The organism is Pseudacidovorax sp. (genome assembly GCF_017991995.1).
GTDB lineage: Bacteria > Pseudomonadota > Gammaproteobacteria > Burkholderiales > Burkholderiaceae_C > Xenophilus.
The window spans coordinates 23,151-36,504 of the sequence record NZ_JAGOPN010000010.1; the positions used below are offsets into that span (position 1 = coordinate 23,151).

Sequence of the window (13,354 nt, forward strand, 5' to 3'; positions counted from 1 at the left end):
TGAAAGGGAACATTGGCCATAAATGCAGACCGACTGGATTCATGCGACGCTAGAGGAGTGACATGGCCCATTGTTCACCCATCAACTTTCGTCCGCGTCATCGTCAAGATAATCATCAAGCTCTGTTTCCTTTATTTTTTCTAGAATGATGCTTGCTGGTAGCTCAGGTCTTCCGCTATCTTTTATTTTCTGCAAAAGTGGCTTAAGGCTAAAGCTGCCGGTTATTTCCGAATTCGCAGCCATACCAATCAATAATCTTCCAATTTGATTTATATTTAATTCAGGCACCAAGTCGGTAATCACCTTTGCACCAGAATTGGCACTCTCAAAAGATCTCGACCGCAGGTAAAGGTCAATTGCCTTATCAATAATAGCCGGCGGCGTCACCAAAAATAGGGCACTTTTTATCTCTGTCAATGTTAGTTTTTGCACACGAACTTTAGCGGCGTCTGCAAGAGGCCGGAAGGTCAGCAGAAAAGATAAATCTTCGATTGCCTCTGCTGGTAATGCTGACACAAATTCATTTAGTCGAATGTTGACATCTTGCTCCAAGTATGGCCAGCAGTCTGGAATTTCCGCGATGAGATCTACCATACGTTGCAACTCTGTCGCGGCAAGATCCCTGCCCATTTGACTAAGCTTCTCCCTGAAAACAGCCTCAACCACAGGGAAATGGAGTTTGAAGACGACGCCGAGCGTCCTACGTGCAATAAGCTTCTTCCTATAGTCTACATCTTCCTCTGTTAAACACCGCTTTAACAGCGCCGTCGCGAAGTTACGGGTCAATGATTCGCGCGGCTTCCGCAATATTCCAGTAGACAAGAGCGCTTCAATTTTTTCAACGCTGCTGGGGAAAATTTCCGAATCCACATCGCGTAGTAGCCGCGTCAAAGCATACCTCCCTTGCGCAGGGGGATGTTGAAGTAGATGCGACACCGCCGAATGGATATGCGTTCGAGCAAGTTCCGCGGAAGGCGTATACATTTCGTCCTCTCCGACTAAAGAGGGGTGTGCGCAGCGGTTCCGATCCGCGTAAATTCGCTCGAGATCCACGGATTCGAGTGGCGAAATAAGTTCGAACTTTTCGCGAGCAACTTCCAACAGACTCTTCTCAAACCTTAGCGCGCCAGCCACATCCCCTTGCTGAGTAATGCCGCTCAGCAAAGAAATTTGCTGCTCCGCTTCTTTGTCTCCGGCAATCGAAAGCTCGCGAAATTTGTCGATTATGTCAAAGCACACGGCAATCCAAGTTGCCACAATCGCAGATCGGTATGCACCTGATTTGTAGCTCGCAATCGCTTCAGAGATATAGCTTTTCGCCTTCTCATCTCGGCATTTCAAATAAAGCTCGTCAAGATCTGAAAGGGCACCGTGTCTCATAGCATCCACCTACCGGACTTCCTGCAGTACTAGCAGCGGTAATGGTAATCATCGGACGTTACTGCCTCTCTCGACCATCTGGCTCAATCCGCCCGTCGGGCTAGCCAGGATTGCGGTCCTGCATCCAGCCGGCAGCACGCTACCCGTACTGCCGTGGTTAGGCGCTCAGCGGGAGAAGCGATTAGCTCAGCCGGTCGAGCCCGAATCTGTGGCGCAGCGCCGGCGCGAGCCAATAGGACCAGGCCCCTTTCGCCCAGGCAGCGGTGTACAGGATCGCCAGCGCGAACATGCCCCACTGGCCTGCGCTCCAGGTGGAGGCGAGGAAGAAGGGCTGGCTGACCAGCCCGAAAAGGCATGCCCACCGCGCCCAGCTGGGCCGGCGATCCTGCGACAGCCAGGCAGCGGCCGCGCCGCAGGCCAGGATCACGGCCTGATCAGCTCCCACGAGCCGATTCCACTGGGGCAAGCCAGCGTGCCGCGGCCGCGGCCGGCGCGAGCTGACGCAGATCCGCGTCGTGCGCCAGTTCGCGCGCAGTCGCCTCCAGTTCGAGGGGATCGACAGAGCGCCAGTGCTGCTGGAGACGGTGGGCGCAAGCCGCAATCCAGAGTTCGTCGTCGTGGTGTTCCATGAGCGCAGTCTAGCCATTAACACTGTATATTTCACCAGTGTTTTCGGAGATATTCATGACATGGAACCAAAGCAGCGGCGTGCTCTGCAAGATGCTGGGACCGGAGGTGTCCGATGCGGCGCGGTTGCTGCCGACCCCCGGCCCTGACCAGCCGAAGACCGCAACGGTCGAGATGGACACAGCCCAAACGGGACGGGTGCGGGTGACGCTGGAATGCCGGCTCTGGAAGCATTACAAGATGCGCCACTGGGGCTGGCACGCCACCCACGCGGAGCGCATCGATGGCAAGGATCAATGAGCCCATGGCCGCGAGCGCCCTGGGCCACCCCACCCTATTGCGCGTGCCGGCCTGGTACAGCGAACGCATCCAGGACGAGATCGTGCTGCCTCTCCCTCCGGAGGAATACGACATCGAGCCCGGCGAGGGCATCAATGGGCGCTGGGTGGTGACCAGCAGCAGCGGCGCGGTCGTCTACAACGGCATCGGCCCGGTCGAGGTGGTGCGCTCACCCGCGCCGTTCTGAGCCATTCCAGGGCCGACCGCCCCCCTTTTTTCGCCTTGCCTCGGTGCTCATGATGGCCGACCGTGGCAAAAGACTGGTCATCGCAGCTCAATCAGGTCAACTTCCAGTGTCGGCTGTGCCGCCACGCGTGGGAGGGACCGCCTGACCTGATCGAAGACGATCCGGAGGCCGAACACCACCCCTACCGGTACTTCGCCGACTGCCCACGGTGCGACTCGCCGAAACAGCCGCAGGCCGGCTGGGCCCGCGCCCTGCTCAAAGCCCACCAGGCTGCCACCGGGCCGGTGACGCCGAAGGGCAAGGCGGCAACCGCGGCCAATCTGGCCGGCCACCCCACGCCAGAGGAGACGCTGCGGACCCGCTTCAACGCGATGAAGCACGGCATGGCGGCGCGCACGGCCACCTACTTCCCGGCCAAGCCTGACCGCTACGCCTTCTGCGAAGGCTGCGAGGTCAATCGGCTGTGGTGCTCGGAGCAGCCGGCCTGCGTGAAGCAGTCCGCCATCTCAGCACCGGCGCTGCGCTACCACGGCGGCAAATTCCGGCTGGCCTCCTGGATCCTGAGCTTCTTCCCGCCGCACACGTGCTACGTCGAGTCGTTCGGTGGCGCAGCATCGGTACTCCTGCGCAAGCCCAGGTCGTATGCCGAGGTCTACAACGACCTCGACGATGAGATCTGGAACTTCTTCCATGTGCTGCGTCAGCCAGAGCTGCGCGCGAGGCTGATCGAGGCATGCCAGCTCACCCCGTACAGCCGCCGCGAGTTTGAAGCCGCTTTCGCAGTCTCCGAAGACCCGGTGGAGCGCGCGCGCCGGATGGCCGTCCGCGCCGCCATGGGCTTCGGATCCGCCGGCGCCACGAAGGGAAGCACGGGCTTTCGCATCGATTGCCGCCGAAGGCACGGCACTGCGCAGCATGTGTGGGTGAACTATCCCGAGACGCTGGCGCCCATAGGCGAGCGGTTGACTGGGGTGATGCTCGAGAACCGTCCGGCGCTGGATGTGATCCTGCAGCATGACGCGCCGACGACGCTCCATTTCGTCGATCCGCCCTATCTCCCGCACACCCGAAAGGTGGGTCGCGCATATCGCCACGAAATGACGGCTGAACAGCATCTGGAGCTGCTCACCACCCTCAAAGGGCTGCAGGGGATGGTGGTGCTCTGCGGATATCCCAGCACGCTGTACGCCGAGCAGCTGGATGGCTGGTCCCAGTTTGGCACTCAGGCGCGTGCATCCGGCGGCAGGGGCACAGTGCTTCGGCAGGAATCGGTGTGGGTCAACCCCGCATGTGCCGCGGCGCTGGCGCAGCACCCCGGCGGACTGTTCGCGGAGGCCGCATGAAGGCGCCTTTTCATCGTTGCGCGGCCACAGGCTGCAGCAGGCAGGTTCCTTCCCACCTGCTCATGTGCATCGATCACTGGCGCCTGGTGCCGGCGCCGCTCCGCCGCGAGGTGGTGTCGGCCTGGACCTGGAGGCAGCGATCGGCCCAGGCACCCGGCGGTGCCTCCGTCGACGCGGTGCGCGCCCACCAGGCGGCCGTCGAGAAGGCCGTGGCAGCTGTGGCCACGAAGCAAACCAACAAACAAGCCCGGCGGGCAGCGGTGGAGGGAGACCTGTTCGCCGCCACGCCGGACACTTCACAGCGAGAAGATGGCATTCAACACAACCAGCGGCCGGCCTGACACGGCCGCGGAGATCAACGCGAAGGTCGACTGTGAGGACTTGGCCGAGCGCCTCGGCCTGGAGCGGCCGACCGGCAAGGGCAATTTCCGAAGCCCGCACCACCCCGACAAGGAGCCCTCGGTTTCCGTGTTCCGGGCTCGATCTGGCGTGAACGCCGGCGCTTCCCGCTTCAAGGATCACTCGACCGGGGAGACCGGCGGCCCGATCGACATGCTGATGTGGGCCCGCGGCATCGACTTCGTCGACGCGGTCAAGGAGCTGGCGGACATGTACGGGATCCGCGTGCACAGGCCGGCGCACCCCGGCGCCGCGGCCGCGCCGCCAGCGCCGCGCACCCTGGCCGAGACCATCGCGGACGCCTGCATCCGGGACGCCGGGCCCGGCCGCGACGACCTGGTGGCGTACCTGGAGGGGCGGTGCATCAGCCGTGAAGTGATCGATCACGCCATCAAGCGGCGGACCCTCGGCTGGAACACCTGGCGCAGCCCCAAAGTTCCGGAGGGTGAACGCGGGCATGGCGGGCCCGCCATGGCCACCATCGTCCGCTCACCGATGAACGACCAGGTGATGGCGGTGGACATGCGCTACACCGACCCTGAGAAGAACGGCGGCCAGAAGACGGGCAGCCAGGGCGAGAAGGCGGGCTATCCGTGGTGCAGCGACTGGCGCCGCCTGCAGGCGGCTCACAAGGTGTTCGTGGTGGAGAGCGCGATCAACGCCATGACCATCGAGACGTGCGGCATCCCGGGTTCGGCCGCGCTGGCGGTCCGCGGCACGGGCACGGTCGAGTCCATCGACTGGACCATCCTGCGCGGCAAGCAGGTGATCGCGGTGTTCGACAACGACCGGCCACAGGAGCATGGGCCCGCAGCCGGCTACTGCCCAGGCTTGAAGGCCGCGTGGCGACTGCACGAGTTGCTGACGGCGCTGGACATCAGCTGCCTCCTGGTCGACCAGTCCGACTGGTGGGAAGACGAGGAGAACCAGGAGGGGCTGATCAACGACATCAACGACTTCGTGAAGGAACGCGGCGTTGACGCGACGAAGAAGGCGCTGGCCAAGCTGGAGAGCTGGCTGATCCCCGGCATGGCCGGCGACGACAAGCGGCTGGGCAAGCCGCGGCTGTTCCTGCCGAGCCACGACTACATGGCGTATTGGCGCTACCGGGTGCAGCCCGACTTCACCAAGTTCGTGGCCAAGGTCGACAAGGACAGCGACGGCAACGAGAAGCTGGAGTACCAGGACGTGTGTGGCTTCCGAGTCGCGGCCGTGAGCCGGGTGCAGATCGCCTCGCCCACGTCGACGATGACGGGCGACGTGGACCACAGCCCGCGGACCATCTTCGCCCTCAGCGTTCAGGTGCCACGCCACGGCGCCCGCCTGCAGCGCCGCGTGGTGGACGACGAGAAGCTGCACAACATCGACGTCTGGAAGAAGCTCGGGCCGGTGTTCGCGCCCACGCCGTTCGCCCGCATGCTGAACGTGCTGGAGCGGGCCGCTGACATCGGGGCCCGGGACGCGGTCAACTTCGTCGGCCTGGCCTGGCGGGACGGCAAGCTGGTGGTGAACGAGGGGCCGGACTGCTTCTTCGCCGACCCCCGGCAGCAGTGCCCGTACCACGAGCTGATCTTTCCCTCGGGCACCATGGCCGATGCTCGCGAGGTGGCCGCCCAGTTCCAGGCCACGTTCCGCGACAACGCGGCCATGATCCCGTTGGTCTGGGCGCTGGGCGCCCATCTCAAGGCTTTCCTCGGCTTCTGGCCGCACTTCGAGATGCAGGCCGAGAAGGGCACGGGCAAAACCACCCTGGTGAAGCGCCTGGAACGAGCCCTGGCCATGATGACCAGCAGCCGCCAGAGCCTGCAGACCGAGTTCCGGCAGCTGACGTCGCTGAGCTACACCAGCCACCCCGTGGGCTGGGGCGAGATGTCGACCAACAAGCAGGACGTGATCAACAAGGCGATCAGCAACCTGCAGGAGTGCTACCAGTACGAGCACACGCGCCGCGGCGCCGAGCTGATCGACTTCCTCCTGTGCGCACCCGTGCTGCTGTCGGGCGAGGATGTGCCCGTGTCCAGCCTGGTCGGCAAGATCGTGCGCTCCGAGCTGACCAAGGCCAAACGCGGCCCGCTGATCCCCGAGGACCTGCCCGTCTTCCCGGTCAAGCAGTGGCTGCAGTTCCTGGCCAGCAAGAGGAAAGACCAGGTGCTCGAGCTGCAGCGCTCGTGCGTGGCGGATCTGTTCGGCCGCTGCATCGCCAGCACGTCGGACTCGGGCGCCGAGCGGATGGTGGCCAACTACGCCGGCGTGGCCACGGCCTGGGAGCTGCTGTGCGAGTTCCTCGATCAGCCGCGGGAGACCGGCGACTTCCTGACCAGCCTGACGGCCGAGATGAACGCCCACATCCGCGAGAGCGCTGCCGAACGCCAGCCCTGGGCCTGGATCATGGAGAAGCTGCTCAGCGAGATCGCCAGTGGCGCGTTCCGCTACCCGTATGCCTTCAGCGAAGAGGACGAGGTGCCCGTGCTATGCGTGCGTACGGGCTTCGTCATGGCCCACATGAGCCAGACGCCGGCGCTGCGCGAGTTCTGGGACGGCCTGCCGGTCAAGAGCGATCGCGTGTTTAAGAAGCAGCTGGCCGCGGCGGGCGTGCTGGCCACGGAGCGGGCTGTGGAACGGACGATCGGCCACACGCGTGTCGGCCACATGGTGGCGCTCAGCCTGCCGGCGCTGGAGCAGTTCGGGCTGCATGCCGTTCAGCCGAAGCGGGTCGATGCCGGCGCGCATGCTTGAAGTGTCAACCGAAGACCGGCCGGCCGAAGCCCTGAACACAGGGCCGTAGGTCGGCCACACGAGGCCTTTCGACCTACAGGCTTCCGGCAAAAGTCGAAGGTTCACAAGCAGGAGTCCAAGATGTCACGTTCCCGGCCCCACGCCGCCGGCGCGGATGCGCGCGCCCCTCTCCCTGAGATCCACACCCGCGAGACGCTGCGCGCTCTGCATGGCGAGGCGCAGACGCTCCACCAGGGCCTGGATCTGCTCGTCGAGCTGCTCGGCCAATGCGCGCCGGCCCACCAGGTCAGCGCCGGCGCCGTGCTTGCACTTCTCGATCCCGTCGCCGGCGGACTCGAGGCGCTCAGCGCGGACCTGCACATGCTTGCTGCCGACCGTGCGGCCGCGCATCACGGCCCTCCCCCACTCCGAGGAGCAGCCCAATTCCGCGCCGCAGGCGCCTGATGGGATTGATGACGAATGCGCAACGCTCGCCCGCCGGCCCCCCGCACCCCCCGACCGAGAAACGCCGCGGCCCGCAGGGCTCGACTGGAAGGTCGAGGGGGGCGCCGGATAGGTTCAGGCTATCCCGGGGCACAGGGGCTCACGCCGGAACACGTGGAAGAAGCCCTCATGCAACCACCAAACGCTGATTTCACTAAGGCGATCCGGCCGTTTGCAACTTTTGGAATTCCACGGGTTGCCCTGTTTTGTCCACGGGTTGCCCATTTTTTTCCACGAGCGTCAATTCCTGGCCTGCGCCGACCTTTTCTCTCTTTCTCTCTTTTTTATAGAGAGAGAAGAGAGAGAAAGAAGGGCGGACGAAGGCCAACAGTGGTCCACGGGATGAATGACTGGAAACAATATGTATCCACGGGTTGGGCTGCCGTTCCACGGGTTTTCCGTGGATTAAAAAGTGGGCAAAGTCCAATGCCGGCAAGCACTTACAGCCTGGGCGCTGCCTTCCCCCGCTTTTTTTGGGGAAATGCCCTACCCCCTGCGCCGACCCGGCCAATCTGAGTACGAACCATGAATGGCAACTGGACCCAAACAACCGCAATTGATGCGTGGATGGAATACATCCAGGCGAACAAGGGCCGCAGCCCTCGCACCGCAGAGGCATATGGCATGGCCCTGCACAAGCTGAGCGAGTTCCTCGGGCGCGACGTCCTCGATGCCACCGCTGAGGAACTGGAGGCGTTCACCGGCCTCTGGCTGCACAAGCGCGGCGTGGTGGCCCTGAGTCGCAAGCCCTACATCTCCGCGGTGAAGGGCTTCTTTGCCTGGGCGGCCTGGCGCGGGATCATTGACGGCAATCCGGCGGGCGACCTGGTGCACCCCAAGACCGGCTTGGTCCTGCCGGAGACCATCAGCCTGGCCAACGCCGAGCGCCTGGCCTGCGCTCCGGACCTGGCCACGTTCACCGGCATCCGGGACTCGGCCATCCTCCACGTGCTGCTGGGCTGCGGGCTGCGTGTGTCCGGCCTGGTGGGCCTCAACGAAGGCGACCTGCTGGAGATCGAGGTCGACGGCCGCCGGCGCCTGGCGGTGCGCACATTCGAGAAGGGCAGCCGGGAGCGCCGCGTGCCCATGCCCAAGGAGGCCGAGGCCATCGTGCGGGTGTACCTGGGCCACGAAGAGCTGCTCGAGATCGACCGCGACGTGGTCGACCGCCGAGGCCATGCGGACAAGGTGCTGTTCGTCAGCACGCGGAACTCCACGGTCAGCGAAGACCGATATCGGGGCGAGGAGCGCCGGCTCTCCCGACAGTCGGTGCACGACATCATCCAGAAGCACGGCAAGGCAGTCGGCATTCCGGAGCGTGAGCTGCACCCGCATGCGCTGCGCCACATCTACGGCACCGAGCTGACCGAGGACGAGATCCCGACGCTTGGCGTCCAGGACCTCATGGGGCACTCGGATCCGAAGAGCACGGCGGTCTACACCGCGCTGAGCATGCGCAAGAAGACCAGGTGGGTGGACAAGGCTTCCCCCCTGGCCAAGGTTCGCACGCCGGTGAGCGAGCTGCTCAAGCGCCTGCCCGATCAGGGCTGACCCCCTCCCCGTTATTTCTGCCGGTTTTTTAGGACGGCCTCCACATGCCCATCCGCACAACACGTATACACAAACCTAGGTGCCGCAAGCGGCTACAGCCCGAACACGCCTGCGGCAGTGCGATCTCGCACGTCCGCCAAACCTGTAACAGGAACGGGCTAAATCAGCCTGCCCCCCTGGGTTCGCCACTGTGGAAAAAGGCAAAAGGCGCAGTGGCTCGCAGGTGCTCCCCAGGGGCAGAGGGGCGCTGCCATGCCTGAACCTCGCAGTGGCGCACGTGCACGCGCACGGCCTGGCACGGGCGGGGGTGGTCAGGCGCAGGGGGTGGGGGGTCGGCAAGGCGACCTCTTCGCCCCCGAAGGGGGGGGTGGGTACCTGGATGAATGCAATCCCGTAGAACTTCCCCAGGGGGCCGTCGAGGACACGAAATTTCGCGAGCTGGAGGAGATGGGCTTGCCCGCCGTTTGGCTGGAAGGAGCCCGTCTGATCGGCTACGAAAATTTCGTGCGCCTGTGGAAGCACCTCGACGGCGCCGCCGCGGGCGGCTCGCTGCCGCTCTCCGACAACGAATCCATGATCGAGGTCCGCCTGCGCCGTTTCGCCAGCTTCCAGCGCTTCCAGCGGAACCGGTTCATCGAGAGCTTGGCCGCGATGGGCCTCGGCGGCAGCGAGATACACGCCGCTGTCAAGGCCCAGCTGGGTGAAAACCTCACGCGGAATCACATCTTGCGGCTTGCCCGTCGTGGCAGGATGGCCCGATGAAGACGGCCGTGATCTATGCCCGCGTCAGCACCCAGCGGCAGGCCGATGAGGGGGTGTCGCTCGACGCGCAGGTCGAGCAGTGCCGTGGCCGCGCCGAGCAGCTCGGCGCCGAGGTGCTGAAGGTCTTCAGGGACGAAGGTGTCAGCGGTCGCTCGACAAAGGGACGCCACGGCTTCCAGGCGGCCGTCGACTTCTGCGGCCAGGCCGGCGTCCACTTCTTCATCACGTGGGCCACCTCGCGCGTGGCCAGGAACGCCGTGGACCTCATCATGGCGCAGGAAACCCTGCGAGATGGCGGCACGCGGCTGGAGTGCCTCAACGCTGACGTCAACGACGACACGGATGCCGGCTTCATCAATCGCACCTTCATGGCAGCGATGGACGAGCTCCACTCGCGCAACATCAGCCGCGACACCCTGCGATCCCAGAAGCGTGTGGCGGCCGAGGGCTTCTTTACCGGCGGGCGCGTGCCCTACGGCTACGCCGTGGTGGACGAGGGCAAGCGGCGCCGCATGGTGCCGGATCTGGAGGCCGCTGCCATCGTCCGGCGCGCCTTCGACCTCTGCCTACAGGAAGGCCTAGGCGCCCAGGCCATCGCCCACGCGCTCAACGATGCCGGACTGCTCCGCGCCGGCGCCCGGTGGGGGAAGAACAGCGTCCAGTACCTGCTCAATAACCGCGTCTACACGGGCGTGAAGACCTACAACCGCAAGCACAGCCGGACCGGCCGCGCGAAGCCGCTGGACGAATGGGTGTCCGTCGACGCCCACGAGCCGCTGATCAGCAAGGAAGCATTCGAAAGGGCTCAGACCATGATCAAGGACCGAACGCCCCACGAAGGCGGTGGCACGCCGCGCAGCGAGTTCGTTTTCGCGGGCAAGCTCACCTGCGGCATCTGCAGCAGCTTGCTGCAGATCACGAACGGCACATCCCGCAGCGGGGCCCTGTACAGCTACTACAGCTGCGTGGCGCACAAGCACGGGCGGCCTCAGTGCCTCTTTCGGCCGATCCGCGCCGACCTCATGGACGAATGGCTTACCCAGACGATCCTGGAGCGCGTGCTGACGCCTGAGGTGGTCTCCAAAGCCCTGGACGACGTGGCGGCAATGACGGAAACCTGGCTGCGGGACAGAGAGGCAGCGCGCGGCCGCCTGGTGCGCGATCTGCGCGCCGTCGAGGGAAAGCGGGACGGGCTGCTGGACTTCGTGGCAGAACACGGGAGGGCCACGCCGGCGGATGTCATCGGCAAGCTGAACGAAGCACGCGCCCAAATCGATGAGCTGCAGGCCGAGCTGGACCGCCTGGAGCGCGCCAAGGTGCCGCGGCGCAATCGGCACATCGACCCCGAAGTGGCCATCGAGGTGATGCACGAAACGATAATGGCGGCCGATGCCAAAAAAAAACGCGCCTTTATGGGCGCGTTCTTAGACCAGATCACGGTCTCCAACTCGGAAGTCGAAGTCGCTTATCGGGCGGATGCCTTGCTGCAAACGGGTCCGGTGAAGGATGTTCACAGTGGCCTTGATTGGCTCCCCGACCTGGGCTCGAACCAGGGACCTACGGATTAACAGTCCGGCGCTCTACCGACTGAGCTATCGGGGAAGGAAGCCCTAGAGTATAGCGACGGTGTTTCGGTCGCACAGAGTAACCAACATAAATAGTCGGAAATAGCCTGGATTGCCCTGCACGTTCGTGCCGCCGACACGGCGGCCGGCATGCCAAATGGCCGAGTGCGATTCGGCTGACGCATCGCTGACCCGCAAACGCTTATGCTGGATATCGATGATCTCCCGATACGCTCCTGCTCAAGATCGCCACTGGGATGTCCTTGCGCGCGATCTTCGACAGAGCGTGCCGCTGGAACTCCCGGCGGCACATGCGGACGATGTCCTGCCCGGCGGCCAGGGCGCCTTCATCCACAAGCAGACCGGCGCGCCCGTGGTGGGCATGGGGCGCTGGGGACTGGTGACGGCGGAAAGCCGGCGTGGCGGCATGGAGGCCGCGCTGCGACTGCGCACCGCCCTCGTGCGTGACGACGAAGTGCGCAAGTCGCCCTACGCCACGGCCTGGACCAAGGACCAGCTCTGCGTGGTGCCGGTGGCAGCCATCTATGTGCAGGACTTCCGCGTCGACCCCCGTGTACCGCAACTCGCACGCATCAGCCGGCGCGACGGCCATGCCCTGTGCATCGCCGGCCTGTGGAGCAGTTGGCTGGACGACAACGGCGTGCGGCAACTGAGCTTCGCCCTGCTCACCATCAACGCGGACGACCATCCGCTGATGGCCCGCTACGGCGCGAGCGGCCATGAACGGCGGATGCCGGCGCTGCTGCCGCGGGGCCTGGTGCGGGCCTGGCTCGAAGCCCGGGGCCGCGAGCGCCACGAGTTCCTGCGTCCGCTGCCCGCCGAACAGCTGGTGGGTGAGGCTGTCGCACCGCAGGCGCCGGAGATGCCGGCCCCCGCCCCCGCGGCTGCGCCCACCGCCCTGCCCGCCGCCGCGGCCGAAACAGCTGCCCCGCGCCATCGCCGGCCCTGCCTGCTGCTGGTGGACGACGAACCCTCCAACCTCCAGGTGCTGCGTCTGGCGCTTCAGGCCGACTACCGGCTGGTGTTCGCTACCGACGGGCGGCGGGCCCTGCAACTCGCCCGCGAACACCGGCCCGACCTGATCCTGCTCGACATCATGATGCCGGAGCTCGATGGCTATGCCGTCTGCCGCGTGCTGCAGGAGGACCCGGCCACGGCGAGCATCCCGGTGATCTTCTGCACCGCGCGCGCCGACAGCCAGGGCGAGGCCCTCGGCCTGGAAGCCGGCGCCGTCGACTACATCACCAAGCCGCTCTACCCGCCGGTGGTACGGGCGCGCGTGCGCACCCACCTGTCACTGGTGCGCGCGGAGGAACTGCGCCGCACCCAGTTGCAGATCGTCCAGCGGCTCAGCCGCGCCGCCGAGTACCGGGACAACGAGACGGGCATGCACGTCATCCGCATGAGCCACTACGCCCGCGAGCTGGCGCTGGCCGCGGGTAGCACGCAGGAATGGGCCGACGACCTGCTGCATGCCGCGCCCATGCACGACGTGGGCAAGATCGGCATCCCCGACGCCCTGCTGCGCAAGGCCGGACCGCTCGACAGCCACGAATGGGACGTGATGCGCCGCCATCCGCTGATCGGCGCCGAGATCATCGGCAACGACAGCTCGGAGATCCTGACCATGGCCCGCGCCATCGCCCTGTCGCATCACGAGAAATGGGACGGCACCGGCTATCCGCAGGGCCTGCGCGGCGAGGCGATCCCGCTGGAGGCACGCATCGTGGCCATCGCGGACGTGTTCGACGCCCTCACATCGCGCCGTCCCTACAAGGAGGCCTGGACTGCCGAACGGGCCCTCGACTACATCCGCAGCGAATCGGGACGGCACTTCGATCCCACGCTGGTCGCGCTCTTCCTGTCCATTGCGCCGCGCCTGGCCGAAGTGCGCCAGCGCTGGCCCATCGACTGAGGGGCGCCGGGCGCCCGCCTGACCACACGCGCTGGCGCGTGGCGCC

General features: G+C 65.1%; 13 protein-coding genes, 1 tRNA gene and 1 pseudogene. 10 read left to right on the plus strand and 5 right to left on the minus strand.

Annotated features, from left to right (window positions below):
• Window positions 1-81 precede the first annotated feature (81 nt).
• The 3 genes from KBC94_RS14665 to KBC94_RS14675 form a co-directional block, all read right to left on the minus strand.
• Window positions 82-1,380 carry a hypothetical protein gene (locus tag KBC94_RS14665; RefSeq protein WP_294371380.1) on the minus strand — a complete coding sequence of 433 codons (1,299 nt, stop codon included), beginning with the start codon at window positions 1,378-1,380 and terminating at the stop codon, window positions 82-84.
• A 181-nt stretch (window positions 1,381-1,561) separates the two neighbouring features.
• Entirely contained in the window at window positions 1,562-1,807 is a 246-nt protein-coding gene (locus KBC94_RS14670) for a hypothetical protein (RefSeq protein ID WP_294371383.1), read from the minus strand.
• A 7-nt stretch (window positions 1,808-1,814) separates the two neighbouring features.
• A complete protein-coding gene (locus tag KBC94_RS14675; RefSeq protein ID WP_114802994.1) occupies window positions 1,815-2,009 on the minus strand; it encodes a hypothetical protein in 195 nt (64 codons plus the stop codon).
• A gap of 55 nt (window positions 2,010-2,064) precedes the next feature.
• Between KBC94_RS14675 and KBC94_RS14680 the strand changes: the two genes are divergently transcribed.
• From KBC94_RS14680 to KBC94_RS14700, 5 genes are all read left to right on the plus strand, one after another.
• On the plus strand, window positions 2,065-2,307 hold the full coding sequence (locus KBC94_RS14680; RefSeq protein ID WP_294371389.1) for a hypothetical protein: 243 nt from the start codon (window positions 2,065-2,067) through the stop codon (window positions 2,305-2,307).
• Between the two features lie 4 nt (window positions 2,308-2,311).
• The gene (locus KBC94_RS14685; protein ID WP_114802996.1) at window positions 2,312-2,533 is read left to right on the plus strand and encodes a hypothetical protein; all 222 of its coding nucleotides are present in this window, start codon (window positions 2,312-2,314) and stop codon (window positions 2,531-2,533) included.
• A 62-nt stretch (window positions 2,534-2,595) separates the two neighbouring features.
• Entirely contained in the window at window positions 2,596-3,876 is a 1,281-nt protein-coding gene (locus KBC94_RS14690) for a DNA adenine methylase (RefSeq protein ID WP_294371391.1), read from the plus strand.
• On the plus strand, window positions 3,873-4,217 hold the full coding sequence (locus tag KBC94_RS14695) for a hypothetical protein (RefSeq protein WP_294371394.1): 345 nt from the start codon (window positions 3,873-3,875) through the stop codon (window positions 4,215-4,217). The genes KBC94_RS14690 and KBC94_RS14695 overlap by 4 nt, the downstream gene beginning before the upstream one ends.
• On the plus strand, window positions 4,186-7,011 hold the full coding sequence (locus tag KBC94_RS14700; RefSeq protein WP_294371397.1) for a toprim domain-containing protein: 2,826 nt from the start codon (window positions 4,186-4,188) through the stop codon (window positions 7,009-7,011). Before KBC94_RS14695 ends, KBC94_RS14700 begins: the two co-directional genes overlap by 32 nt.
• A 123-nt stretch (window positions 7,012-7,134) precedes the next feature.
• Here the strand turns inward: KBC94_RS14700 and KBC94_RS14705 are convergent, their stop codons facing one another.
• Window positions 7,135-7,401 (minus strand): hypothetical protein, encoded by a 267-nt coding sequence (locus KBC94_RS14705; protein ID WP_114803034.1) that lies wholly within the window; start codon window positions 7,399-7,401, stop codon window positions 7,135-7,137.
• 660 nt (window positions 7,402-8,061) lie between these two features.
• On the opposite strand from KBC94_RS14705, the gene KBC94_RS14710 reads away from it, so the two are divergent.
• From KBC94_RS14710 to KBC94_RS28875, 3 genes are all read left to right on the plus strand, one after another.
• Window positions 8,062-9,045: a tyrosine-type recombinase/integrase gene (locus KBC94_RS14710; protein ID WP_294371404.1), complete on the plus strand. Its 984-nt coding sequence runs from the start codon at window positions 8,062-8,064 to the stop codon at window positions 9,043-9,045.
• A 453-nt stretch (window positions 9,046-9,498) separates the two neighbouring features.
• On the plus strand, window positions 9,499-9,807 hold the full coding sequence (locus tag KBC94_RS14715) for a hypothetical protein (RefSeq protein WP_294371405.1): 309 nt from the start codon (window positions 9,499-9,501) through the stop codon (window positions 9,805-9,807).
• Window positions 9,804-11,375: a recombinase family protein gene (locus KBC94_RS28875; protein ID WP_366934715.1), complete on the plus strand. Its 1,572-nt coding sequence runs from the start codon at window positions 9,804-9,806 to the stop codon at window positions 11,373-11,375. The genes KBC94_RS14715 and KBC94_RS28875 overlap by 4 nt, the downstream gene beginning before the upstream one ends.
• Here the strand turns inward: KBC94_RS28875 and KBC94_RS14730 are convergent.
• A tRNA-Asn gene (locus tag KBC94_RS14730) sits at window positions 11,334-11,409 on the minus strand. The genes KBC94_RS28875 and KBC94_RS14730 overlap by 42 nt on opposite strands.
• A 180-nt stretch (window positions 11,410-11,589) precedes the next feature.
• Between KBC94_RS14730 and KBC94_RS14735 the strand changes: the two are divergent.
• Together KBC94_RS14735 and KBC94_RS14740 are read left to right on the plus strand one after the other, a co-directional pair.
• Window positions 11,590-12,228 (plus strand): annotated as a pseudogene (locus KBC94_RS14735) (SOS response-associated peptidase family protein); the annotation flags it as partial.
• Between the two features lie 27 nt (window positions 12,229-12,255).
• A complete protein-coding gene (locus KBC94_RS14740; RefSeq protein ID WP_294371814.1) occupies window positions 12,256-13,308 on the plus strand; it encodes an HD domain-containing phosphohydrolase in 1,053 nt (350 codons plus the stop codon).
• Window positions 13,309-13,354: the final 46 nt, after the last annotated feature.